Source organism: Amycolatopsis sp. TRM77291, from assembly GCF_054166285.1.
In genome coordinates, this window is record NZ_JBSZHF010000001.1 from 8124893 (window position 1) to 8146487 (window position 21595).

General features: G+C 68.7%; 21 protein-coding genes. 7 read left to right on the forward strand and 14 right to left on the reverse strand.

Annotation, left to right across the window (positions count from 1 at the left end):
• Positions 1–54 precede the first annotated feature (54 nt).
• A complete protein-coding gene (locus ACXIZN_RS38115) occupies positions 55–564 on the forward strand; it encodes a hypothetical protein (protein WP_457959659.1) in 510 nt (169 codons plus the stop codon).
• 567 nt (positions 565–1131) lie between these two features.
• On the opposite strand, the gene ACXIZN_RS38120 is transcribed toward ACXIZN_RS38115, so the two are convergent.
• Complete coding sequence (locus ACXIZN_RS38120) at positions 1132–2277, reverse strand: acyl-CoA dehydrogenase family protein (protein WP_457959660.1); 1146 nt, start codon at positions 2275–2277, stop codon at positions 1132–1134.
• Positions 2278–2380: 103 nt separating this feature from the next.
• On the opposite strand from ACXIZN_RS38120, the gene ACXIZN_RS38125 reads away from it, so the two are divergent.
• From ACXIZN_RS38125 to ACXIZN_RS38140, 4 genes are all read left to right on the forward strand, one after another.
• Positions 2381–2971 carry a TetR/AcrR family transcriptional regulator gene (locus ACXIZN_RS38125; protein WP_457959661.1) on the forward strand — a complete coding sequence of 197 codons (591 nt, stop codon included), beginning with the start codon at positions 2381–2383 and terminating at the stop codon, positions 2969–2971.
• A gap of 43 nt (positions 2972–3014) precedes the next feature.
• The gene (locus ACXIZN_RS38130; RefSeq protein ID WP_457959662.1) at positions 3015–3956 is read left to right on the forward strand and encodes a carbohydrate kinase family protein; all 942 of its coding nucleotides are present in this window, start codon (positions 3015–3017) and stop codon (positions 3954–3956) included.
• 192 nt (positions 3957–4148) lie between these two features.
• Entirely contained in the window at positions 4149–5465 is a 1317-nt protein-coding gene (locus ACXIZN_RS38135; RefSeq protein WP_091598543.1) for a citrate synthase, read from the forward strand.
• Positions 5466–5567: 102 nt separating this feature from the next.
• Positions 5568–6917: a cryptochrome/photolyase family protein gene (locus tag ACXIZN_RS38140; protein ID WP_457959663.1), complete on the forward strand. Its 1350-nt coding sequence runs from the start codon at positions 5568–5570 to the stop codon at positions 6915–6917.
• Between the two features lie 54 nt (positions 6918–6971).
• On the opposite strand, the gene ACXIZN_RS38145 is transcribed toward ACXIZN_RS38140, so the two are convergent.
• The 8 genes from ACXIZN_RS38145 to ACXIZN_RS38180 form a co-directional block, all read right to left on the reverse strand.
• A complete protein-coding gene (locus ACXIZN_RS38145) occupies positions 6972–8162 on the reverse strand; it encodes an ABC transporter permease (protein WP_457959664.1) in 1191 nt (396 codons plus the stop codon).
• Complete coding sequence (locus tag ACXIZN_RS38150) at positions 8159–9085, reverse strand: ABC transporter ATP-binding protein (protein ID WP_457959665.1); 927 nt, start codon at positions 9083–9085, stop codon at positions 8159–8161. The genes ACXIZN_RS38145 and ACXIZN_RS38150 overlap by 4 nt, the downstream gene beginning before the upstream one ends.
• Positions 9082–9312: a hypothetical protein gene (locus ACXIZN_RS38155; protein ID WP_126730544.1), complete on the reverse strand. Its 231-nt coding sequence runs from the start codon at positions 9310–9312 to the stop codon at positions 9082–9084. The genes ACXIZN_RS38150 and ACXIZN_RS38155 overlap by 4 nt, the downstream gene beginning before the upstream one ends.
• Entirely contained in the window at positions 9309–9764 is a 456-nt protein-coding gene (locus ACXIZN_RS38160; protein WP_457959666.1) for a hypothetical protein, read from the reverse strand. Before ACXIZN_RS38160 ends, ACXIZN_RS38155 begins: the two co-directional genes overlap by 4 nt.
• Complete coding sequence (locus ACXIZN_RS38165; protein ID WP_457959667.1) at positions 9761–10297, reverse strand: hypothetical protein; 537 nt, start codon at positions 10295–10297, stop codon at positions 9761–9763. The genes ACXIZN_RS38160 and ACXIZN_RS38165 overlap by 4 nt, the downstream gene beginning before the upstream one ends.
• A complete protein-coding gene (locus ACXIZN_RS38170) occupies positions 10294–10563 on the reverse strand; it encodes a helix-turn-helix transcriptional regulator (protein ID WP_034308595.1) in 270 nt (89 codons plus the stop codon). Before ACXIZN_RS38170 ends, ACXIZN_RS38165 begins: the two co-directional genes overlap by 4 nt.
• Before the next feature lie 81 nt (positions 10564–10644).
• Positions 10645–12183 (reverse strand): glycerol-3-phosphate dehydrogenase/oxidase, encoded by a 1539-nt coding sequence (locus ACXIZN_RS38175; protein ID WP_457959668.1) that lies wholly within the window; start codon positions 12181–12183, stop codon positions 10645–10647.
• A complete protein-coding gene (locus ACXIZN_RS38180; protein ID WP_457960700.1) occupies positions 12180–12743 on the reverse strand; it encodes a TetR/AcrR family transcriptional regulator in 564 nt (187 codons plus the stop codon). Before ACXIZN_RS38180 ends, ACXIZN_RS38175 begins: the two co-directional genes overlap by 4 nt.
• A gap of 97 nt (positions 12744–12840) precedes the next feature.
• Between ACXIZN_RS38180 and ACXIZN_RS38185 the strand changes: the two genes are divergently transcribed.
• On the forward strand, positions 12841–14460 hold the full coding sequence (locus tag ACXIZN_RS38185; RefSeq protein WP_457959669.1) for an FAD-binding oxidoreductase: 1620 nt from the start codon (positions 12841–12843) through the stop codon (positions 14458–14460).
• Here ACXIZN_RS38185 and ACXIZN_RS38190 read toward each other — a convergent pair.
• From ACXIZN_RS38190 to ACXIZN_RS38205, 4 genes are all read right to left on the reverse strand, one after another.
• Entirely contained in the window at positions 14438–15085 is a 648-nt protein-coding gene (locus ACXIZN_RS38190) for a gamma-glutamylcyclotransferase family protein (RefSeq protein ID WP_457960701.1), read from the reverse strand. The genes ACXIZN_RS38185 and ACXIZN_RS38190 overlap by 23 nt on opposite strands.
• Positions 15079–16173, reverse strand: a complete 1095-nt coding sequence (locus ACXIZN_RS38195; RefSeq protein WP_457959670.1) for an S-(hydroxymethyl)mycothiol dehydrogenase — start codon at positions 16171–16173, stop codon at positions 15079–15081. Before ACXIZN_RS38195 ends, ACXIZN_RS38190 begins: the two co-directional genes overlap by 7 nt.
• Positions 16174–16253: 80 nt before the next feature.
• Complete coding sequence (locus tag ACXIZN_RS38200; protein WP_457959671.1) at positions 16254–17519, reverse strand: peptidase C39 family protein; 1266 nt, start codon at positions 17517–17519, stop codon at positions 16254–16256.
• 292 nt (positions 17520–17811) lie between these two features.
• Positions 17812–19533, reverse strand: a complete 1722-nt coding sequence (locus tag ACXIZN_RS38205; protein WP_457959672.1) for a TIGR03767 family metallophosphoesterase — start codon at positions 19531–19533, stop codon at positions 17812–17814.
• A gap of 177 nt (positions 19534–19710) precedes the next feature.
• Here ACXIZN_RS38205 and ACXIZN_RS38210 point away from each other — a divergent pair, with 177 nt between their 5' ends.
• On the forward strand, positions 19711–20145 hold the full coding sequence (locus tag ACXIZN_RS38210; RefSeq protein ID WP_457959673.1) for a hypothetical protein: 435 nt from the start codon (positions 19711–19713) through the stop codon (positions 20143–20145).
• 117 nt (positions 20146–20262) lie between these two features.
• Here the strand turns inward: ACXIZN_RS38210 and ACXIZN_RS38215 are convergent, their stop codons facing one another.
• A complete protein-coding gene (locus tag ACXIZN_RS38215; RefSeq protein ID WP_457959674.1) occupies positions 20263–21525 on the reverse strand; it encodes an ABC transporter substrate-binding protein in 1263 nt (420 codons plus the stop codon).
• Positions 21526–21595: the final 70 nt, after the last annotated feature.

Sequence of the window (21595 nt, forward strand, 5' to 3'; positions counted from 1 at the left end):
AGCGTGACCGGCCTGTGCTCTCATGTGTTACACACTGGGGAGGATGTGTAACACATGAAGCGCTGGGTCTTCGTTCTCGTCGTCGGTCTCGGTTTCCTGGTCGTCACCTTGCTGTTCGCCCGCGAGGACCCGGACGTCATCAAATGCGGTGGCCGGATCATGGGCCCCGGCGACGTCTGCGAAAGCACCAAGGGTGGCCGCACCGTCGACGAGGACACCTACGACCAGATGAAGGCCGCCGCCGAGTCCAGGGCCGAGACGTTCCGCGACCACGGGCTCTGGATGGCCGGGGTCGGGGTGGCGCTGACCGGCTTGGGGGCGACGATGCTGATCCGCGGGAAGCGGCGCAAGGCCCGGCAGGGCGGACAGTGGGCGGCGCAGCCGGGCTTGCCGCAGCAGCAGGGTTTCCCGCAATCGCCGGGGTTCCCGCAGCAGGGTCACGGCGCTCAGTTCCCGCCACCGCAGCCCCAGTGGCAGCCGCCTCATCAGCCGCACGCTGGATGGCAGCAGCAGGCCGGTCCGCCGCCACAGCAGTTCGGCCCGCCGGGGCACGGAGGCTCGTGAGGTACCTGCTGGCTTCGGGCCGCTGTTGACCCCGGGGCCGGTCGGGGAAGGCCGGGAGCGTCGCGAAAGCCACTTTCGGGACATCAGACGTCTCGAAAGTGGCTTTCGCGGCATGACCACCAGGACGACGCCGCGCCCAGCGCCCAGCGGAATCCCGGTACCGAGTGGGTCTGGTCTAGCCGTCGCGCGGCTCAGTCCAGGNTCGCGAAAGCCACTTTCGGGACATCAGACGTCTCGAAAGTGGCTTTCGCGACATGCTCGCCAGGACGGTGCCGTGCCCGGCCACGACCGATGTTGCGAAAGCCACTTTCGCAACGTTGAAGGTTGCGAAAGTGGCTTTCGCAACCCCCTGCCAAGCCCGGCACCCAACAGCACAGGCGAGCTCCGGAAACGCAACCCGTCCCCCGCGGTAGGTGCACAAGACACCCTTCGCCCTAACCGTCCTTGCCACTCACGAGAGCAGCCCTGCCGAGATCCAGCTGCGCCGGAAACGGCTCGTCGGCACGGAATTCGCCGGTCATGGCAGCGTCCAACGATCACTACTGGTGATCGTATCGGCGCGGAGTGTCAGCCTTTCCGTAGTTCCCGCGCGATCACCATGCGCTGGATCTGGTTGGTGCCCTCGAAGATCTGCGGCACCTTCGCCTCCCGCATGTACCGCTCCACCGGGAAGTCCTTCGTGTACCCGGCGCCGCCGAGCACCTGCACGGCGTCGGTGGTCACCTTCATCGCGCCGTCGGTCGCGACGAGTTTCGCGATCGACGCCTGCCGCTGGAACGGCAGCCCGCGGTCGCGGCGGCGGGCGGCGTCGAGGTACATCGCGCGCGAGGTCTCGACGGTCGCGGCCATGTCGGCCAGCAGGAATTCCAGGCCCTGGAACTCGATGATCGGCCGCCCGAACTGCGTGCGGCCCTTCGCGTACTCGAGTGCCTCGTCCAGCGCGGCCTGCGCGAGCCCGACGGCGCAAGCGGCGATGCCCAGCCGTCCGGAGCTGAGCGACGAGAGCGCGATCTTCAGCCCCTGGCCCTCTTCGCCGATCCGCCGGTCGGCGTCGACGGCGGCGTCCTCGAACATCAGCTGCGCCGTGGTCGACCCGGTGAGGCCCATCTTCCGCTCGGGCGGCGCGGCCGACAGGCCCGGCGTCGCCGCGTCGACGAGCAGGCAGGAGATGCCCTGCCCGCCGTCGTCGCTGGTGCGCACCATGGTCGTGTAGAAGTCGGCCTCACCCGCGTGGGTGATCCACGCCTTCGTACCGTTCACGACGTACTGGTCGCCGTCGAGCCGCGCGCGGGTCGAGAGGGCGGCCGCGTCGGAGCCCGCGTGGGTCTCCGAAAGCGCGTACGCGCCCAGCAGGCCGCCTTCCAGCATCGCGGGCAACCAGCGGTCACGCTGCTCGTCGGTGCCGTGGTGCGCCAGCGCGAAGCAGGACATCGTGTGCACGGAGAGCCCGACGCCGACCGACATCCACGCGGCCGCGATCTCCTCCAGAACCTGCAGATACACCTCGTACGGCAGCTCGCCGCCGCCCCAGCGTTCCGAGTACGGCAGGCCGAGCAGCCCGGCCTGCCCGAGCAGCCGGAACTGCTCACGCGGGAAGTGCGCGGTCTCCTCGTACTTGCTGGCGATCGGGGCGAGTTCCTCGCGCGCGATCTCCTTGGCCAGGTCGATCAGATCCTGGGCCTCGGTGCTGGGCAGCAGACGGTCCGCCGGCATGGCTCCTCCGAGCTGAGCTGTACTAAAAACAGTACTGTGGGTTGATTCAGCGTACAGTAGACGGCGCTGGGGGTACATCGTTCGCGTAGGGGATAGTGATCCGATGACCTCGCGCCGCCAGCCCACCGCGCGTCAGAGAGCGCTGCTCTCGGAGCTTGAATCGCTCTTCCTCGCCGAAGGGTTTTCCCAGTTCACGCTGGACGACCTGGCCGCAAGGCTCCGCTGCTCGAAGTCGACCCTCTACGCGCTCGCGCCCAGCAAGGAGCAGCTCGCGGTCAAGGTCGTCACCCACTTTTTCAAGGGCGCCGCCGAGCTGCTGGAGGAGCGGATCGCCGGGATCGACGACGCCCGCAAGATCCTCGGGGAGTACCTCGCCGGGATCTCCGAGTACCTGAATCGCGCTTCGGCCGCTTTCATGACCGACATCGCCGAATTCGCGCCGGCGCGGGACGCGTATCAGCTCAACAGCCGCGCCGCGGCCGGGCGGATCCGGTCGTTCATCGATCGCGGCGTCACCGACGGTGTTTTCCGCGAGGTGCACGCGCGGCTGATCGCGGAAATGGCGGGACTGATCATCGAGGGAATCCAGACCGGCGTGATCGGTCAGCGCACCGGGGTGACCGACGCCGAAGCGTTCACCGCGCTTTCGGAACTCCTCCTTGGGGGGATAGCGACAAAAAATGTCCTGAACTGACAATTCTGGTGATCCGGCCACCGCCTCGGCTAGCATCGCGCCCGTGATCGTCGTAGGTGGAGAGGCGCTGGTCGACCTCGTTCCCGGTGAACCATTGGATTCCACTGTGGACGGTGGGTTGCGCGCGCTCCTGCCACGGATGGGTGGTGGTCCCTACAACGTCGCGCTCGCCGCCGGGCGGCTCGGCGTCCCGACGGGCTTCCTCTCACGCGTCTCCGAAGACCGCTTCGGCGTCGCGCTGGTGGACCGGCTGCACGCCTCCGGTGTCGATACCACCTTGCTGCAGCGGGGAAACGAGCCGACAACGCTCGCCGTGGTCGCGCTCGACGAGAAGGGTTCCGCGCGGTACACGTTCTACACCGAGGGCACCGCGGACCGGCTGGTCGCCGACCCCGGACCGCTGCCGGAGGATGTGACGGCGCTCTCGCTCGGCACCCTCGGCATGGTCCTGGAGCCGGGTGCGAGCACGTACGAAACCGTGTTGCGCCGCGAATCCGCCCGCGGCGTCCTGACCGTGCTCGACCCGAACATCCGTGCGGCGCTGATCACCGATCCGGCGGCCTACCGTGCGCGATTCGAGTCCTGGCTGCCGCATGTCCGCCTGCTCAAGATCTCCGACGACGACACGGAATGGCTCGCCGAGGGCGCCGACCCGGTCGACGCGGCAAAGGTCTGGACCTCTTGCGGAGTCGATGCCGTCGTGCTCACCCGGGGCGCGCGGGGACTGTCCGTCATCACACGAGCGGGCGAAATCGCGCAGGTCCCGTCACGCCGGGTCGACGTCGTCGACACGATCGGCGCCGGTGACACCGTGCAGGGCGCCCTGCTGGCGTGGCTGTACTCGAACGGCGTGCGCGACTTGTCCACTCTCGACGCCGGCGGCTGGCGGACGGCGCTCGAATTCGCGGCGAAAGCGGCGTCGATCACCGTCTCGCGGAGCGGGGCGGAACCGCCGACGGCGGGCGATATGGCATCCGCCGTGTGAACCTGGTCCCAAAGGGGCTGTTGTGAGCAACTCACCCGCTGCGCGTTGACCCCATTCTCGACTAGCGTAGAGGGGAATTCATACCCCAGCGGGGCGGTGTGCAGCGAGGCCGTGGGTCACGCGCGTGAAAGAGGGCGTACCTGTGGAACCTACAGGCGCCGCCGGCCCGTGCTGAACGTGAGAGGGACTTACATGTCCGACGCGACGACGGCTGCGGGGCAGTCCGGCGAGACCGCGACGCTGCGCCTGCCCAACGGCGAGCACGAGTTCAAGGTGATCCACCCGGTCGAGGGCGCGCCTGGGATCGAGCTGGGGAAGCTGCTGGCGACGACCGGGTACATCACCCACGACCCGGGGTTCGTGAACACCGGTGCCGCGTCGTCGGCCATCACCTACATCGACGGTGACGCCGGCATCCTGCGCTACCGCGGGTACCCGATCGAGCAGCTGGCCGAGAAGTCGACCTTCATCGAGGTCTCGTACCTGCTCATCTACGGCGAGCTGCCCACCCAGGCTCAGCTGGAGGAGTTCACCGGGAAGATCCAGCGGCACACCCTGCTGCACGAGGACCTCAAGGCCTTCTTCAGCGGCTTCCCGCGCGACGCGCACCCGATGCCGGTGCTCTCCAGCGCCGTATCCGCGCTGTCGACCTTCTACCAGGACTCGCTCAACCCGTTCGACGAAGCGAACGTGGAGCTGTCCACCATCCGCCTGCTGGCCAAGGTCCCGACCCTGGCCGCGTACGCGTACAAGAAGTCCGTCGGCCAGCCGCTGCTGTACCCGGACAACTCGCTCGGCCTGGTCGAGAACTTCCTGCGGATGACCTTCGGCTTCCCTGCCGAGCCCTACGAGGTCGACCCGGACGTCGCCAAGGCGCTCGACCTGCTGTTCATCCTGCACGCCGACCACGAGCAGAACTGCTCGACCTCGACCGTGCGTCTCGTCGGCTCCTCCGAGGCGAACCTGTTCGCCTCGATCTCGGCCGGTATCAACGCGCTCTTCGGCCCGCTGCACGGTGGCGCCAACAGCGCGGTCCTGGACATGCTCGAGGGCATCCAGGCCGAGGGCGGCGACGTCGCGAACTTCGTCACCCGCGTGAAGAACAAGGAAAAGGGTGTCCGCCTGATGGGCTTCGGGCACCGGGTCTACAAGAACTACGACCCGCGCGCGAAGATCATCAAGAACACCGCGGACGAGATCCTCTCCAAGCTCAAGGGCGGCGACCAGCTGCTCGACATCGCGAAGAAGCTGGAAGAGACCGCGCTCTCGGACGACTACTTCATCGAGCGGAAGCTGTACCCCAACGTCGACTTCTACACCGGTCTGATCTACCGGGCGCTCGGCTTCCCGACGAAGTACTTCACCGTGCTGTTCGCGCTCGGCCGCCTGCCGGGCTGGATCGCGCACTGGCGCGAGATGATCCAGGACCCGGCCACCAAGATCGGCCGCCCGCGGCAGATCTACACCGGCTACGCGTCGCGGGACTACGCGCCCATCTCGGAGCGCTGATCCCCCTCCCGCAAGCGTCATGAAAGGTCCTTTCCTCGCGAAATCCGCGAGGAAAGGACCTTTGGCGTGCGGGGCCGGGGGAGCGCGCTTAGGGTTTCGGGCGTGACCAGAGAAGCCCCCGTAGTGCTGTGGTTCCGCCGCGACCTCCGCCTCGGCGACCACGCCGCCCTGCTGGAGGCTTCGAAGCACAGCAAGCACGTCCTCGCGCTGTACGTCCTCGACGACGCGCTCCTCAAACCCTCCGGTGCCCCGCGCGTCGCGTTCCTGCACGGCTGCCTGAAGGCGCTGGACGATCAGCTCGGCGGACGGCTGATGCTCGTCAAGGGCGACCCGGCCACGGAGGTCGTCAAGGCCGCTCGCGAGGTCGGCGCGGCGACGGTGCACGTCAGCGCGGACACCGGCCCGTACGGCCGCCGCCGCGACGACGAGGTCAAGAAGGCGTTGGCGGAGCACGACATCGCCTGGGTCGAGACGGGTTCTCCGTACGCGGTGACGCCCGGCCGGGTCACCAAACCGGACGGCGACCCCTATCGCGTCTTCACGCCGTTCTACCGCGCGTGGGTGCGCCACGGCTGGCCGCGGCCGGCGGACACCGGTAAGTCCATTGTGGACTGGGTGGAGCCGCCGCGCTCCGTCAAGCTCCCGAAGTCCCCGTCGCTCAAGGGAATGGAGCTGCCGGAGCCCGGTGAGAAGGCGGCGCTGGAACGCTGGCACGATTTCCTGGACGACGGGCTCGAAACCTACGACGAAGATCGTGACCGGCCGGATCGCCCCGGCACGACAAGGCTTTCGCCGTATTTGCGCTGGGGTTGCGTCCACCCCCGCACCCTGCTGGCCGACCTCGCCGGGAACGAGGGATCCGGCGCCGAGGCGCTGCGCGGCGAGTTCGCCTGGCGCGAGTTCCACGCCGACGTCCTGTGGCACCGCCCCGAAACCGCGCGGAAGAACTACGATTCCCGGTTCGACGCCATGGAATACGAGAGCGACGACGACGCTTTCCGGCGGTGGTGCGAGGGACGTACCGGGTTCCCCATCGTCGACGCCGGGATGCGGCAGCTGCTCGCCGAGGGCTGGATGCACAACCGCGTCCGCATGATCGTGGCGAGTTTCCTGGTCAAGGACCTGCATCTGCCGTGGTGGCTCGGCGCCCGGCATTTCATGAGGCATCTGGTCGACGGCGATCTCGCGTCGAACCAGCTGAACTGGCAGTGGGTCGCGGGCAGCGGCACCGACGCCGCGCCGTACTTCCGGATCTTCAATCCGACGACGCAGGGGGAGAAGTTCGACCCCGCCGGCGACTACGTCCGCCGTTACGTTCCCGAACTCCGGTCTGTACAAGGAAAAGCCGTGCACAGACCGGAGAACGTCGAGGGCTATCCGGCACCCATGGTCGACCACGCCCACGAACGTCAGGTCGCCTTGGAGCGCTACGGCGCCATCAAAGGTCCGTGAAGGCCTCCTTCCCTACCCTGAGAGTAGGGAAGGAGGCCTTCACGGACCGTGGGGTCAGCCCTTCAGCGCCTCGGTCAGCTTGATCCGGCTGCCGACCCGCAGCACGCTGTTCTGGTAGATCCGCGCGCCCAGCCAGGTGAACAGGGCGATGGCGCCCACGCTCAGGCCCAGCGACAGCACGATCTCCCACGTCTCGACCGTCCCGGCGGCGATCCGCGCGGGCATCAGCACCGGGGAAAGCAGCGGCACCAGGGAGAGCACCTTCGTGCCCGTCCCCTCCGGCGACTGGGCCAGCAGGTTGAACCCGACGACGAAGCCGAGGATCAGCACGATGTTGACCGGGCCGATCACGGACTGGGTGTCCTCCTGCCGGGAGACCAGCGAACCCATCGCGCCGTAGACGGTGGCGTACAACAGGAACCCGAGCAGGTACCACACGACACCCCACAGCAGGGCGCCCGTCGCGACCCCGGACAGCGTCAGCACGTTGGTCGCCGAAGCGACTATCAACCCGGCGCCACCGATGATCACCAGCTGCGTCAGCCCGACCAGGCCGAGCCCGATCACCTTGCCCAGCAACAGATGCCACGGCCGGACCGTGGACAGCAGGATCTCCACCACCCGGCTGGACTTCTCTTCGACCACGCCCTGCGCGACCAGCGTCCCGTAGGTCACGATGCTCATGTACAGCAGCACCGCCACGATCAGCCCGATCACCGTCCGCTGCGCCTTCTCGGGATCCGGCGGCTTGATCGAGTCGACCTCGACCTGGGTCTGGTGGACCGTCCGCATCACCTCTTCCGGGGACTTCTGTGCCTCGGAGAGGATGCCGTTCAGCACTTCCTGCTGGGACACGCCGTTCAGCAGGGAACGCAGCTTCGTGTCCAATTCGGACTTGACGAGCACCTTCAGCTCGGTGGCGTTGCCGGACAGCAGCGCGTCCAGGTCGCCGTTCTCGACCTGCGCCCGGCCCTGCGCCGGATCGGCGACCGTGACGGTCTCGATCTTTTCGCCGATGGCCTCGCCCGCGGTCTTGAGCTGCTGCGCGATCCCGGCGGTCTGGCCGGTGAGGCCGACCTTGCTCTTGTCCTCGTTGCTGATCAGCGTGGACTGCAGAAGGACGTACCCCATCAGCATGACCAGCAGCACGGCGGTGCCGATCACGAAGGACCTGGTGCGCAGCCGGGTGTTCAGCTCGCGTTTGGCGATCAGCCAGACCGCGCGCCACGAAGATACGGTGTTCATGCGGAAACTCCCTGTGCCGCAGGCTTCTCGGCGACCGCGTCGCGGAAGAGCTCGGTCAGCGAACGCCTGCGTTTGGTGAACTCGGTGACCGGGCCGGTGGCCAGCGCCGCGGCGAGCACGGCCTGGTCGTCGGCTCCGGCCTCGAGTTCGAGGATCGTCGTCCGGCCGTTCTGCTCGACCACCCGGACACCGGGAACGGACGAAGCCCAGCCGGGCGACGCGGCTGGCGCGGTGACGACGAGACCGTTGCCCGCACCGGCGGTCAGCTCCGCGACGGTACCGGAGGCGACCATCCGTCCACTTCGGATGATGCCGACGCGGTCGCACAGCCGCTCGACCAGATCCAGCTGGTGACTGGAGAACACCACCGGCACACCGGTCGCGGCCTTCTCACGCAGCACGCCGCTCATCACGTCCACGGCCAGCGGGTCGAGGCCGGAGAACGGCTCGTCGAGCACCAGCACCTTCGGGTCGTGCACCAGCGCCGCGGCGAGCTGCACACGTTGCTGGTTGCCGAGGCTCAGCTTCTGGACCTCGTCCTTGCGCCGTTCGGTCAGCCCGAGGCGGGCGATCCAGTTCTCGGCGCTGCGGTGGGCGTCGTTGGCCGACATCCCGTGCAGTTCGGCCAGGTAGACCAGCTGCTCCAGCACCTTCATCTTCGGGTACAGCCCGCGTTCCTCCGGCATGTACCCGATGTGGGTGCGGGTCTCGTGGGTGATCGGGGCGCCGTCGTAGCGCACCTGGCCGGAGTCGGCCGCGAGCACCCCGAGCACGATCCGCATCGTAGTGGTCTTGCCCGCGCCGTTGCTGCCGACGAATCCGAACAGCTCACCGGGCTGGACCTCGAAGCTCACCTCGTCCAGCGCGACCTTCGCGCCGTAACGCTTGGAGATCCGATCGATCTCCAGCTTCCCCTCGCTCATTTCCACTTCCCCTCTTCGAAATACCGCACCAGCGCCGTGAATCCCCGATGGACGCCGGAAACCGTGCGGTTGCGCTGGATCAGCCCGTCCAGCTTGACGTTGCTCACCACCGAAGTGGCCCGGTACACCAAGGCCGCCCGGCCCGCGCCGGCGAGGACCCCACCCGCCACCAGCACGACGGCGACCACGCCGATGGACAGCCTGTACCGTTTCTTGTCCCCGGTCATACCGGAGGCACCCCCTCGAAGTCTTCAGGGTCGTCGTCCGGCAGCCGCCACGCGAGCCACAGCGCCGGTAGCGACGTCCCGAAGACGAACAACGCCGCTGTCATCGCGGACAGCAGCGAACCGGGATCCGGTTGCCCTGTCGCGTAAAGCCCGTACCCGAGATCCACCAGCATCAGCACGCAGATCCCCTGGAACGCAGCGTAGTGCGCGCGGTCGCGCAGCAGCAGCTCGCGTTCGTCGAGGTCCTTCGCGGCGGAGCCGGGTCTGCCGACGGCCTTGCGCAGTACTGCCGCGGCGCCGACACAGAGACACAGTCCCGGCCCCATCATGCCGACGGCGAACCACAGTGTCGGCTCACGCAGCAGCGCGGCACCGGCGATCACGACCAGATGGCCGATCACGGCCGCGACGGCGAGACGACGGCGATCCGCTCGCGTCCGGGTGGTGGTCATCCGGGGCTCACCCCTTCGAAATCCTCGGGGTCGTCGTCCGGCAGCGACCACCCGAGGATGATGGCGGACACCGTGGTGCCGGTGATCAGCAGCGCGCAGGCCATCATCGCGCCACCGGCCTTGGGACCGGGGACAAGGAGGCCGTACAGCACCGCGAACAGCATCAACGTCACCAGGATCTGATAGCTGACATAGGTGACGCGGTGGCGCATCTCCCGCTCGCGCTCGTCGAGCCACATCGAGAAACCGCCGCTCATCTTGCCGGTGAGGATCCGCAGCAGGTACTGCGCGCCGCCCGCCACGACGCCTCCGCCGAGCCAGCACACGAGGAAGGCTCCCGTCTGGCCTGTCTGGTAGAAGACGGCGCCGCCGATCAGCATCAGGTCGCCCGCCAGCACCAGCACGGTCAACGTCCGCCGCCGTTTCCGCGTGCGCCAGGTCGGCAACTTCAGCGCTCGCTTGCGTTCCACCTCGTCCAGCCGCTCCTGCTGGCGGTCCCAGTACGCCGCGAGACGGCCTCGCTCCTCGCTCATGTTCCCCCCTCCCGGTAGACCTGAGTGGACAGCGGCGTGAACGGTTCGCGGCTGAACACGGCTTCGACCGGGAGGTCGAACACCGCGCAGATGCGGAACGCCAGGTCCAGGCTCGGGTAGTGGTCTCCCCGTTCGAGCGCACCGATGGTCTGCGGATTGACCTCGACGGCCGCCGCGAGGGCGGCCCTGCTCAGTCCGCGCTCGGCCCGGAGCACGGGAAGCCGGTTGTAGATCGGCAGCTCCTTGCCGCGTCTTACCGGGCTCATGGAACATACTGTTGCAAAAACCCAACGACACGTCAAGCTGAGGGCATGACTCGCCGCATTTAGAGGACTAAATGCGGGAGGTTAGGCGAGGCCGGCGAGCGATTTGCCGACAAGTTCCTGGACGCGGCCGCGGGCGGCCTCGGCGTCCGGGGCGACCAGGCCGAGCCGGGTGCGGCGCTCCAAGACGTCCTCGACGTCGAGGGCGCCTTCGTGCCGCACGGCCCAGACGACTTCCGCCGCGCTGATCTCGGCGCCGTCGAACAGGGGGAGGCCCAGTTCCGGATCGACCTCGCCGAGCGCCGCGACTCGCGGCGCCTCGGTGCCGTACTTCGCGACCAGCCGTGGCGGGGCGTCCACAGTGGACAAACGGTGGCGTGGTGCCGCGCCGAGCAGCGGGAGCCGGGACGTGGTCGACGGCCCGGCGAGGAGCCCGGATCGTTTCAGTGCCGCGTCGACGGCGTCCTCGGCCATCTTCCGGTACGTCGTCAGCTTGCCGCCCACGACGGTGAGCACGCCGTCGGCGCCGGTCACCACCGCGTGTTTACGCGAGAGATCCGCGCTGCGTCCGCCGCCCTCGACCAGCGGCCGCAGCCCGGCGAACGAACCCGCGACGTCGTCCCGGGTCAGCGGGCGGGTGAACGCCGTCGACGCCACTTCGAGCAGGAAGTCCACATCGGACTCCGGCACGGCCGGCACGCGCGGGACCGGGCCGTCGGTCGGCTCGTCGGTGACGCCGACGAACACCCGCCCGTCCGATTGCGGCAGCAGGAAGACGAAGCGGTTGTTCTCGCCGGGCACGGGCACGTTGACCGACGTCGCGCCGATCGGCGCCGCCCCGGCGGCCAGGATGAGATGCGAACCGCGGGAAGGTCGCAGCCGCACCGATTCCGCCAGTTCGCCCGCCCAGACGCCGGTCGCGTTGATCACCTGCCGGGCGTGGATCTCGATCTCCTGCCCGGTGAGCCTGTCCCTGGCCAGCACCGATTCCGCGTCGAGCCGGAGTGCCTCGACCTTCGTCAGGATCTTCGCGCCGCGCGCCGCCGCCGTGCGTGCCAGGTTCACGACCAGGCGCGCGTCGTCGGTCAGCGCGCCGTCGTAGGCCAGCAGCGCTCCGCGCAGGCCTTGCGGGGACAGACCGGGTGCGAGCGCCAGCGCCTCCGCGGCCGGGATCGACCTCGGCCGCGGCAGCACCGACGCCGGGGTGCCCGCCGCGCGGCGGAGGCCGTCACCGGCGAGGAGTCCGGTCATGATGAACGCCTGCTGGCCACGGGAGGTCTTGCGGTACAAGGGGAACAGCTGCGGGAGCGCCCGGGTGAGATGCGGGGCCGTGCGGGTCATCAGGATGCCGCGTTCGACGGCGCTTTCGTGCGCCAGCGCCAGATCGCCCTTGGCCAGGTACCGGAGGCCGCCGTGGACGAGCTTGCTGGACCAGCGTGACGTCCCGTACGCCAGGTCGTACGCCTCGATCAGGGCCACCGAGAGCCCGCGTGCGGCCGCGTCCAGCGCGATCCCCGCGCCGGTGACACCGCCGCCGACCACCACCAGGTCGGCCCGCTCGCCGCCGGCCAGCGCCGTGAGTTCCCGGTCGCGCCGCAGGGCGTTGAGCGAGCCCGGCGTCACGGCCGCAACGCCGCGTCGAGCACGTGGGCGAATTCCGCCATCAGCTCCTTCTCGTTCACGTCCGCGGTGGCGGGGCGGTAGGAGAACGCGAAGGACTGGATGAGCAGCAGCAGGGTGCGCGCCTGCGAAGGCAGGTCGCCCTCGCGGATCGAGCCGTCTTCGTGGCCGGACTTCAGCAGGTGCAGGATCACGCCTTCGGCGAACCGCTGCGTCTTCCCGAACCGCTCGACGATGTAGGGCAGGACGAGTTCGGAGTCGAGGTCCAGCAGGGTGCGGAACAACGGGTCGCCCGAAAGCGCGGCGACGGCGGCGGACGAACTCTGGACGAGCTTCTCGCGGAAGTTGGCGGGCTCGACGTCCGGCTCGGCGGCACCCTGCAGCAGGCCGCCGAACTCGCGGGTCATGAGGGTCGCGAGCACGCTGCGCACATCCGGGAACCGGCGGTAGACGGTCATCCGGCTGACCTTCGCGGTGCGGGCGATCTCGGCGAGGGTGGTCCGCCTCACGCCGACCGCGAGCACGCACTTCTTCGCGGCGTCGAGCAGAACGTCGTCGGACACGCGCGTCGAGGCCTGGCGGGATCGGGTGTCCGCCAGCGCCGAAACGCCTGTTTCCGCAGGTGAGTGACGTTTTACGTCCATGTGTAACACTGTAGTCGTGACGGAGCTTATTGACCACCGGTTAAGACGATCCTGGACGCCCGAAGGCGGTGACGCGGCCCACCTTCCGGCGAAGGCCTTGAGGTGGCTCGTCCAGCGTATCGGTCCGCTGGGCTCCGCGGCGCCCCTCGCGCCCGATTCGGCCCTGTCCGTTCCCGATTCGGCGCTGAGCGAACAGCCGAAACGAGACCTCCAGGAACTCGTCGGCGCCGAGCATGTCCTGCTGGCGCCGGGGGAGCGGCTCGCCAGGGCGGGCGGTCTGTCCTATCTGGACCTGGTACGGCGGCGCGGGTTCGGTGATTTTCCGGTACCGGACGCCGTCGTCCTGCCGGAGAATCCCGCCGAAGTCCAGTCGCTGTTGGAGATCTGTGCCCGGCACGACGTCGGTGTCGTCCCGTTCGGCGGCGGGACGTCGGTGGTCGGCGGGGTCGCGGCGCTGCGCGGGGACAAGAGCGCGGTGATCGCGCTCGACCTCACCCGGCTCGGTGACCTCGTCTCCGTCGACCCGGTGTCCAGGATCGCGGTCCTGCAGGCGGGCCTCACCGGTCCGGAGGCGGACCGGCTGCTCGCCGAGCACGGCTTCACCCTCGGTCACGTGCCCCAGTCCTACGAACGGGCCACCATCGGCGGTTTCGCCGCGACCCGGTCCGCGGGTCAGGCGTCGTCGGGCTACGGCCGCTTCGAGGACATGGTCAAGGGTGTCCGGCTCGCGACCCCGCGCGGGGAATGGAAACTCGGCGTCGCGCCGGCGTCCGCCGCGGGACCCGACCTGAGGCAGCTGGCCATCGGCGGCGAAGGCGCGCTCGGGGTGATCACCGAGGTCGCCCTCCGCGTCCGCCCGGTGCCGGAAGTGCGCCGTTACGAAGGTTATGTCCTGGATGGCTGGGAGAAGGGCACCGACGCGGTCCGCGAACTCGCCCAGCGGCAGGTGCTGGCGGACGTCACGCGACTGTCCGATGTGGACGAGAGCGAGGTTTCGCTCGCGCTCAACGACAGTTTGAAGACGAAGGCGTTGCGCCGGTATCTCAAGGCGCGCGGTGTCCACGCGCCTTGCCTGCTGATCGTCGGCTGGGAAGGCGCGTCGAAGCGCGAGGTCGCCCGGCGCCGCCGAGAGACCACCGGCGTATTGAAGGAGTTCGGTGCCGTCCGCATCGGGGCCGCGCTCGGTGAATCCTGGCGCCGTGGCCGGTTCTCCGGCCCTCGGCAGCGGGATGCCCTGATGGACAACGGTGTCTGCGTCGAGACCCTCGAAACCGCCACGTACTGGGCGGAACTGAGCGACCTGCGCGACGCGGTCCGCGCCGCGCTCACCGCGACGCTCGGCAACGCCATCATCATGTGTCACGTCTCGCACGCGTACGAAACGGGCGCGTCGCTGTACTTCACCGTGCTCACCGCACGCGACGAGGCCGACCCGGTCGGCCAATGGCAGCGGGCGAAGGCGGCGGCCTCGGAGGCGATCACCGGGATCGGCACGATCTCGCATCACCACGCCGTCGGCGTCGACCACGCGCGCTATCTGGCGGCGGAGATCGGCGAGATCGGCGTCGAAGTGTTGCGAGCGGCGAAGAAGGCCGTCGACCCGGCCGGGATCCTCAATCCCGGGAAGCTTCTCTGACCAGGGTGCCGGCCTCGACCAGCGTGCAGTCGAGGCCGTGCGTTTCGGCGGGGATCCCTTCCAGCGCCGCGGCCCGGCGCTGTTCGAGGTCGGCGACGCGGATATGCCTGCCGTCCACCAGGATCGGCAGGCGGATGTCCGCGGCGCCGACGTACGCCACGACGTCGTCGAGCACGGTGCCGTCGTCGAGGGTGATGGCCGGGGCGGTCAGCCGCACCAGGTTGTAACGCTGTCCTGTGCCCTCGCAGCGATCGAGGACGGCGAGCTGCTCCGGCGTCGCGAACCAGACGGAGTGCTCTTCGACGACGCCGGGCGCGGCAGCGAGCGTGGCGGGCCGTTGCCCGTCCCGGAACCGCAGACCGGACGCCCAGACCGCGGCGAGGTCGGCGCAGCGCGCGTGACAGACGACGACCGGGCCGGTCAGGCCCATGTGCTCCCGCAGCCAGGTGATCTTGGACGGGCACGCGTTCGAGCCGTAGGCCAGCACGGCCTGGCGTTCGCGCCAGCCCTCCGGCGCGGTGTCGAGGCTGTGCCCGGCACCGTCGAAGTGGACGAACGAATGCCCCGGCCGCGCTCCCGGATACGGATCGGCCGGGAAATCGGCGTCGGTGAAGAGCTTCACCAGGTCACCACGCTGCGGAGCACGTCGCCGTGGTGCATGCGCTCGAAGGCCTGCTCGACGCCGTCGAGGGCGATCCGCTCGGTGACGAACTTGTCGAGCGGGAGCCTGCCCTGGAGATAGAGGTCGATCAGCATCGGGAAATCGCGCGAGGGCAGGCAATCGCCGTACCACGACGACTTGAGCGAGCCGCCGCGCGAGAAGAAGTCGATCAGCGGCAGGTCCAGCCGCATGTCCGGGGTCGGGACGCCGACGAGCACGACCGTGCCCGCCAGGTCCCGTCCGTAGAACGCCTGCCGCCACGTCTCGGGCCTGCCGACCGCGTCGATCACGACGTCCGCGCCGAACGAATCGGTGAACTCCCGGATCGCGTCGACGACCTGGTCTTCGCTCAAGCCCTTGCTGTTCAGCGTGTGCGTGGCGCCGAAGTCCTTAGCCCAGGCGAGCTTCCGGTCGTCGGTGTCGACGGCGACGATGGTCTTCGCGCCGGCCAGGTTCGCCCCGGCGATCGCGGCGTCGCCGACACCACCGCAGCCGATGACCGCCACGGAATCGCCGCGGCTCACGGCGCCGGTGTTCAGCGCCGCGCCGAGGCCGGCCATCACCCCGCAGCCGAGCAGCCCGGCGACGGCCGGTTCGGCGGCGGGGTCGACCTTCGTGCATTGTCCACTGTGGACGAGCGTCTTCTCGAGGAACGCCCCGACGCCCAGCGCCGGTGACAGGGCGGTGCCGTCGGCCAGGGTCATCGGCCGCGCGGCGTTGAACGTCGAGAAGCAGTACCAGGGCTTGCCCCGGCGGCAGGCCCGGCAGGTGCCGCAGACCGCGCGCCAGTTCAGGATCACGTAGTCGCCCGGGTCGAGGCCGGTGACGCCGTCGCCGACGGCCTCCACGAACCCCGCGGCCTCGTGGCCGAGCAGGAACGGGAACTCGTCGTTGATCCCGCCCTCGCGGTAGTGCAGGTCGGTATGGCAGACGCCGCACGCCTTGACCGAGACGACGGCCTCGCCGGGCCCGGGGTCGGGCACCGTCACGGGCTCCAGCGAGACCGGTTCACCCTTGGCGCGGGAAACGACGCCCTGGACCTCGTACGGCATGCGCACCTCCGAGTCGACGAACTCCGAGCTTGCCACGGGGGCGGCCCGGATCGCGACATCCGCTCGGGTGCGGTACCGATTCAGTGCCCAGGCGTGATGATGTACGCGATTCCGCCGGGACCACTGGAAACGCCGCCATTCGTGTTGTACCGCTTGGTGCGCTGCCAGATCGTTTCGAACTGGTGTCGTTTGTAGACGTTCCGGACCCGGTCGTTGCTGTTGGCGGCCGGGTCGTTCGCGATCACGTCACCGTCCTTCGTGAAGCCGACGACGACCATGATGTGCCCGGCGGTGCCGTAGCCCGCGCCGTCGAGTTCTTCGGCCTTGAACGACTGCGACGTGATCACCGGGATACCGCGCGCGATGTAGTTCTCGAGTTCGTTCAAGGAGTGCAAACGGGTGATGTGCCCACGCAGTCCGAGTGAAGCTGCGTACGCGGTGTTGAACGGCCAGTTGCCTGTCCCGTCGTAGGCGTAGTCGAACGTGTGGCGGGCGGCGTACGCGACGGTCGGGTCGACGTAACCCTCCGGGATCCACTTCATGTCCTCGGCCTTGGGCCGTTTGCCCCAGTACTCGACGACCATTTCGGTGGAGGTGGGGCTGCACCAGTTCTCGCCGCCCCCGCCGTACTCCGGGAACTGTCCTTTGTGGAGGTTCTGCGCGTAGGCGGGCACCTTGAGCTCGATGCCGGTGGCACGGCCCGGTTTCGTCGCCTTGACCTCGAAGCGGTCCGGGACCAGCGACGTCATCGCGCCGACCGACGTCACCGACGGCGTGGCGCGGGAGCCTGCCTCGCGGTACAGGCTGACGCGCAGCCGGTACGAGCGCAGCGCGACGCCCGCCTTCATGACCAGCGTGTCGACGTCGACCGCGGCGTTGGCGTCGCTCTGGCCGTCGACGCTGGTGCGCTTGATGTCGGCGTCCCCGCTCGCCCACCGGCCCATGACGTACCAGGACGTCTCCGTGCCCGTGGCGGTGCGGCCCTTCGCCTCGATCTTGATCCACGTCTTGGCCGGCGTCTTCGCGTTCCACGAGGCGACCAGCTGGGAGGCGTCGAAGCCCTGCGTGTGGCTCCCCGACGTCCATTGGCCGTATTCGTAGGTCTTCGTGGTGCCGAGTGCGGGTTCGGTGTGCTCGACCGTGCCGATCGGGCGGTCGATGCGCAGCGCGCCGTGGTCGAGGCCGAGCCCTTCGAGCCTGCCGTCGCGGAAACCGTGGTGACCGGACCAGTCGTGGAAGTCGATCGACTCGTCGTCAGGGCGGCCGAGACCGGCCTCCGCCGTCTGTGCCGTCACCGCGGTCATCGTCGCGATCGTCAGCAGCGTGACCAGCCCTCGTATCCGCATCCGGCGCTCCATCCCTCGTGTCCACCCAGTAGGGAAGGGATTTTCGCCGGTCGCGCGAGGTATGTAAACAGTTCGCCGTTCAATCACGCGAGTTACGCCCCCGATCACGCGAGTTACGCCCCCGATCACGCGAGTTACGCCCCCGATCACGCGAGTTACGCCCCCGATCACGCGAGTTACGCCTCTGGTCCCTGAGCCGACGGCCGGCTCGTGTGATCAGACGGCGAACTCGCGTGTTTGAAGGCGTAACTCGCGTGTGTGAAGGCGTAACTCGCGTGATTGGAGGCGTAACTCAGGCCAGCGGGTTCGGGAGGAGGAGTTCCGTGTTCTGGTCCTGGGCGGTGCCGACGGCGGAGAGCGAGGCGTGGATGTCGTTGTACGAGAACTCCCGGTACAGCGACGCAAGCGCTTGCGTCGAGGTGTCCGTGTACGACGCCTCGTACGGGGCTTCCGCCTCGATCAGGGTCGTGAACAGCGACAACGTGCCGTCGGCGTTGTCCGCGACCTCGATGATCCGCGCGTGCTGCGGGAAGTCGATGTGCGAAGCGGTGTTGATCTCCCAGAAGCTCTGCTTCGCCGTCTTGCCGGCGTGCGGGGTGATCTTGTTGTGGTGCGTGTGCCCGTTGACCCACGCCAGCACGTTCGGGAACCGGTGCAGCAGCGAGACGAACGTGTCGCCGTTGAGCCGGATCTCCAGCGGATGCCGCGCGTCCGGAAGCACGTTGCCCATGGTGTCGCTGGTGTGGTGGCTGAACAGGATGAACAGCTCGTCCGTCACGTTCTGCGTGACCTTGCGCCCGAAGAAGTCGTAGTACGTCGAGCTGTTGCGCTTGAGCGTGTTCTCCACCCAGGTGAACTGCCCGAGCCCGATCGATCCGTCGGCCAGCCCGGCCATCGTCGTGGTGTCGAGGCTGATGCCGGTGATCCCCGGCGCGATGCGGAAGGTGTAGTACACGTTCCGCCCGTCGGCGTTGTTCTCGCTGAACCCGTGGCCGACCGGGCCGGGCCCGGTGTTGGCGGAGTCGAGGTGGTGCCGCACGAACTCCGCGGTGCTGAACGGCCGCCGTCGTTCGTCCGGGGTGATCTCGCGGATCGTGCCCGAACCGCCGAACAGCTCCGTGACCGGGACGCCGGAGCCGGACCCGATCGCCTTGGCGAGCTTCCGCGACGTCGTCTCGTCCTTGCCGATCACCTTGAAGCGGCCGGTGTACCAGCCGTCCATCCCCGGGAAGTCCGGCACGGTGCCGACGATGCTGTCGTCGTGGTTGCCGAAGGTGCAGAACCACGGGACGTCGAGGCCTGGCGAGGTGAAGGTGTTCGAGGCCGCGTCGAGCAGGCCGGGCAGCTGCGGGAAGCCCTTCTTCGTGTACGCGTCGTCCAGCGTCTTGCCGGGGTTCCAGTAGTGCGAGGACCCGGACGTCTGGACGCCTTCGTGCGCGTTCGGGTCGCCCGAGGTCGGGTTCACCGTGCCGCCGTTGAGCACCTTGAGGAACCATTCGAGCTCGATCAGCTCGTGGTTGTCGGTGTTGTCGCCGGTGGTGACCATGAAGTCGATCGGCCGTCCGGTGAACGGGCCCGCCTTCAGGCTGTTCACCCGCTCCACCAGCGCCGTCGTCGCGACGGGGCCGAGGGTTTCCTGTGGCCGGTGCGCCGAGCCGACGAACGGGTGCAGGTACTCGAACCGCGCCGGGCTTTCGGCGTCGGTGAAATGCAGGTCGGTGAACTGCGCGAAGGAGGCCATCGCGCGGCGCCGGTCGTCGCGGCCGGACTTCGGCGCGGCCAGATCGCCGCGGACGACGAGCGGCCAGCCGGGGCCCGCGGTCAGCCGCGTATAGCCGGGGCCGCTGGTCCGCGGGGCAGCCGCGGCTTCGAGCGTGGTCCCCGCCGTGCGCACCGCTCGGGTCGTGGTGCGCGCCAATGCCCGGTCGAGCGCGTTGGCGGTCGGCGTGCACAGCAGCAGGCCGACGCCGGCGGCGCCTGCCGCGGTGAAGGTGCGCCTCGAGATGACGGACATGGCGGTGCCCCCAGTCGTCGCGGATGGATGTCGCGGAAGGACGATGCCGGAAGACGTTAGCCGCGAGGTGAACGCCAGAAAAGGGTAATGCGAAAATTTGTCACGTTTGGCGGAATACCAAAGAAGGCCAAGCGGGCTGGTTACGCTGGCCGCTTGGCGAGCGTGGGAGGTGGCCAGGTGGGTGCTTCGGCTTGGTCGGTCCGCGGCCGGTTCGACGGCGATCCGGAAGCGGCGCTGGACGCGATGAAGGCGCGTGTCTTCGAGGAGGGCGACTACCTCTGGGAGGAGGACGAACTCGGCCGGCCGGACTCGATCGACGAGCTGTACGAGGTGGAGAGCGTCCAGGAGTCCGGGACGCATTCCGTGCTCGACGTCCATGAGTTCATCAGCGCCACGGGCGAGGACGACTTCGGCACGATCCGGCCCTTGACCGACGCCGAGCTCGTGGCCGCCTTCGGTACCGAGGAGCCGTCCGTCGCCGCCTTCGACGAACTCGACAAGGCGGGGCGGCTGCCGTACGAGCGCCGCCCGCGCTGGAGCGCGAACTGCGCGCTGCTGTACGAGAACGACGTCGCCGTCGAGCTGGCGATCTGGGGCGTGTCCGGCGACTAGGCCGCCGGGTCACCCGACGTGCTGGCGAGCCCTGTGGTGTCACTGAGGGTGAGGGGTGTGTGGAAATAGGGACGTTGAATGTCCCTGTTTCCACACACCCTGTCGTGACCGGACGGGTCACGCGGATAGGCGACCCAGCTCGGCCTTGACGGCCTCGACGGCGGCCTTGGTCTCGGCCGCCGGGTCGGCCCCGTCGCGGGCGATCCGGCCCAGCGCGTCGACGAGCGCCGTGTTCGCCGTCGATGTCCACAGTGGACCGGCGGCGCGGCCGTTCTCTTTGACCAGCTTCGCGGCGTCGGCCGCCGCGGCGACCTTGCCGAGCACGCTCAGCCGCGCGGGCAGGTGGAACCCGAACCTGGTGGCGAACTCCTGCTGGAAGTCGACGCGCTCCAGCCACAGCCATTTGACGAAGTCCTTGGCGGCGTTGGGGTTCAGGCTCTTGGCATGCACCATCGCGCTCAGCCCGCTGACCGGGACGGACGGCGTGCCCGCCGCGTCGAGCCGGGGGAACGGCAGGATACCGAAGTCGTCCTTCACCGTGTCCTGGATCTTCGGCAGGTTCCACAGCCAGGTCCACTGCATGGCGGTGAGCCCGTCGATGAACGGGAGCGGATCCGCCCAGTCCGTCGAAGCGCCGAGCAGCAGCGAACCGTTGAGCTCGTGGAGTTTCGCGAACGCGGTGGCGGCACGCGGATCGTCGAAGCCGGCGGATTTGCCGTCCTTGACGTAGTCGAGCCCGGCCGACCACAGCAGCGGCCCGGCGAGCGCCGCCGCGCCCGCGTCGTTGCCGGCGAACAGTCCTTTGACGCCGTCCTTGGACAGTTTCTTCGCCGCGTCGACGAGTTCGTCCAGCGTCTGCGGCGGCTGGACACCGGCCTCCTGGAGAAAACTCTTGCGGTAGAAGAGGACCTGGGTGTCGAGTGCCTGCGGGATCCCGTAGATCTTGCCGTCGACCGTCTGTGCCGCCAGCACCGAGGGGTTGAAATCACCGCGTACGGGTCCGACGACGTCGTCCAGCGGGACGAGGAGGTTCTGCCGGACGCGGTCGACGGTGACCTGGCCTTCGAAGACGTCCGGGACCGGGCCTGCCTGCAGTGCGGCGTTCAGCTTCGTCTCGTAGTCGTCCGGATTCCACTGCACGGCGACCTTGGACTTCTGGTACGCCGCCGCATAGCGCGTGACGGCTTCTTGGACACCGGCTTCGGGATACGGGTGGTACCACTGCGCGAGGTCGACCGGTTTCGGTTTCGGCCTGGTCACCCCGGCGGAGTAGGCCGTCGAGGGTGGCGGGTTTCCCGTTTGGACGGTGTTCGACCCGCAGGCGGAGAGCAGGGTCGTCCCCGCGAGCGCCAGGAACGTTCGCCTGTTTGTCTTACGCACCAACAAAACCCTTCGCCGAACGCAGTGAAGGCCATCTTCAGGGACCAGCGTCCCTCAAGATGGCCTTCAC

Bases quoted from the DNA above. Each gene is read 5' to 3' on its own strand.
- ACXIZN_RS38205 (WP_457959672.1), bottom strand. From the start codon at position 19,533: ATGTCCGTCATCTCGAGGCGCACCTTCACCGCGGCAGGCGCCGCCGGC.
- ACXIZN_RS38165 (WP_457959667.1), bottom strand. From the start codon at position 10,297: ATGAGCGAGGAGCGAGGCCGTCTCGCGGCGTACTGGGACCGCCAGCAG.
- ACXIZN_RS38195 (WP_457959670.1), bottom strand. From the start codon at position 16,173: ATGCCGTACGAGGTCCAGGGCGTCGTTTCCCGCGCCAAGGGTGAACCG.
- ACXIZN_RS38135 (WP_091598543.1), top strand. From the start codon at position 4,149: ATGTCCGACGCGACGACGGCTGCGGGGCAGTCCGGCGAGACCGCGACG.
- ACXIZN_RS38200 (WP_457959671.1), bottom strand. From the start codon at position 17,519: ATGCGGATACGAGGGCTGGTCACGCTGCTGACGATCGCGACGATGACC.
- ACXIZN_RS38155 (WP_126730544.1), bottom strand. From the start codon at position 9,312: ATGACCGGGGACAAGAAACGGTACAGGCTGTCCATCGGCGTGGTCGCC.
- ACXIZN_RS38150 (WP_457959665.1), bottom strand. From the start codon at position 9,085: ATGAGCGAGGGGAAGCTGGAGATCGATCGGATCTCCAAGCGTTACGGC.
- ACXIZN_RS38120 (WP_457959660.1), bottom strand. From the start codon at position 2,277: ATGCCGGCGGACCGTCTGCTGCCCAGCACCGAGGCCCAGGATCTGATC.
- ACXIZN_RS38115 (WP_457959659.1), top strand. From the start codon at position 55: ATGAAGCGCTGGGTCTTCGTTCTCGTCGTCGGTCTCGGTTTCCTGGTC.
- ACXIZN_RS38125 (WP_457959661.1), top strand. From the start codon at position 2,381: ATGACCTCGCGCCGCCAGCCCACCGCGCGTCAGAGAGCGCTGCTCTCG.
- ACXIZN_RS38145 (WP_457959664.1), bottom strand. From the start codon at position 8,162: ATGAACACCGTATCTTCGTGGCGCGCGGTCTGGCTGATCGCCAAACGC.
- ACXIZN_RS38160 (WP_457959666.1), bottom strand. From the start codon at position 9,764: ATGACCACCACCCGGACGCGAGCGGATCGCCGTCGTCTCGCCGTCGCG.
- ACXIZN_RS38170 (WP_034308595.1), bottom strand. From the start codon at position 10,563: ATGAGCCCGGTAAGACGCGGCAAGGAGCTGCCGATCTACAACCGGCTT.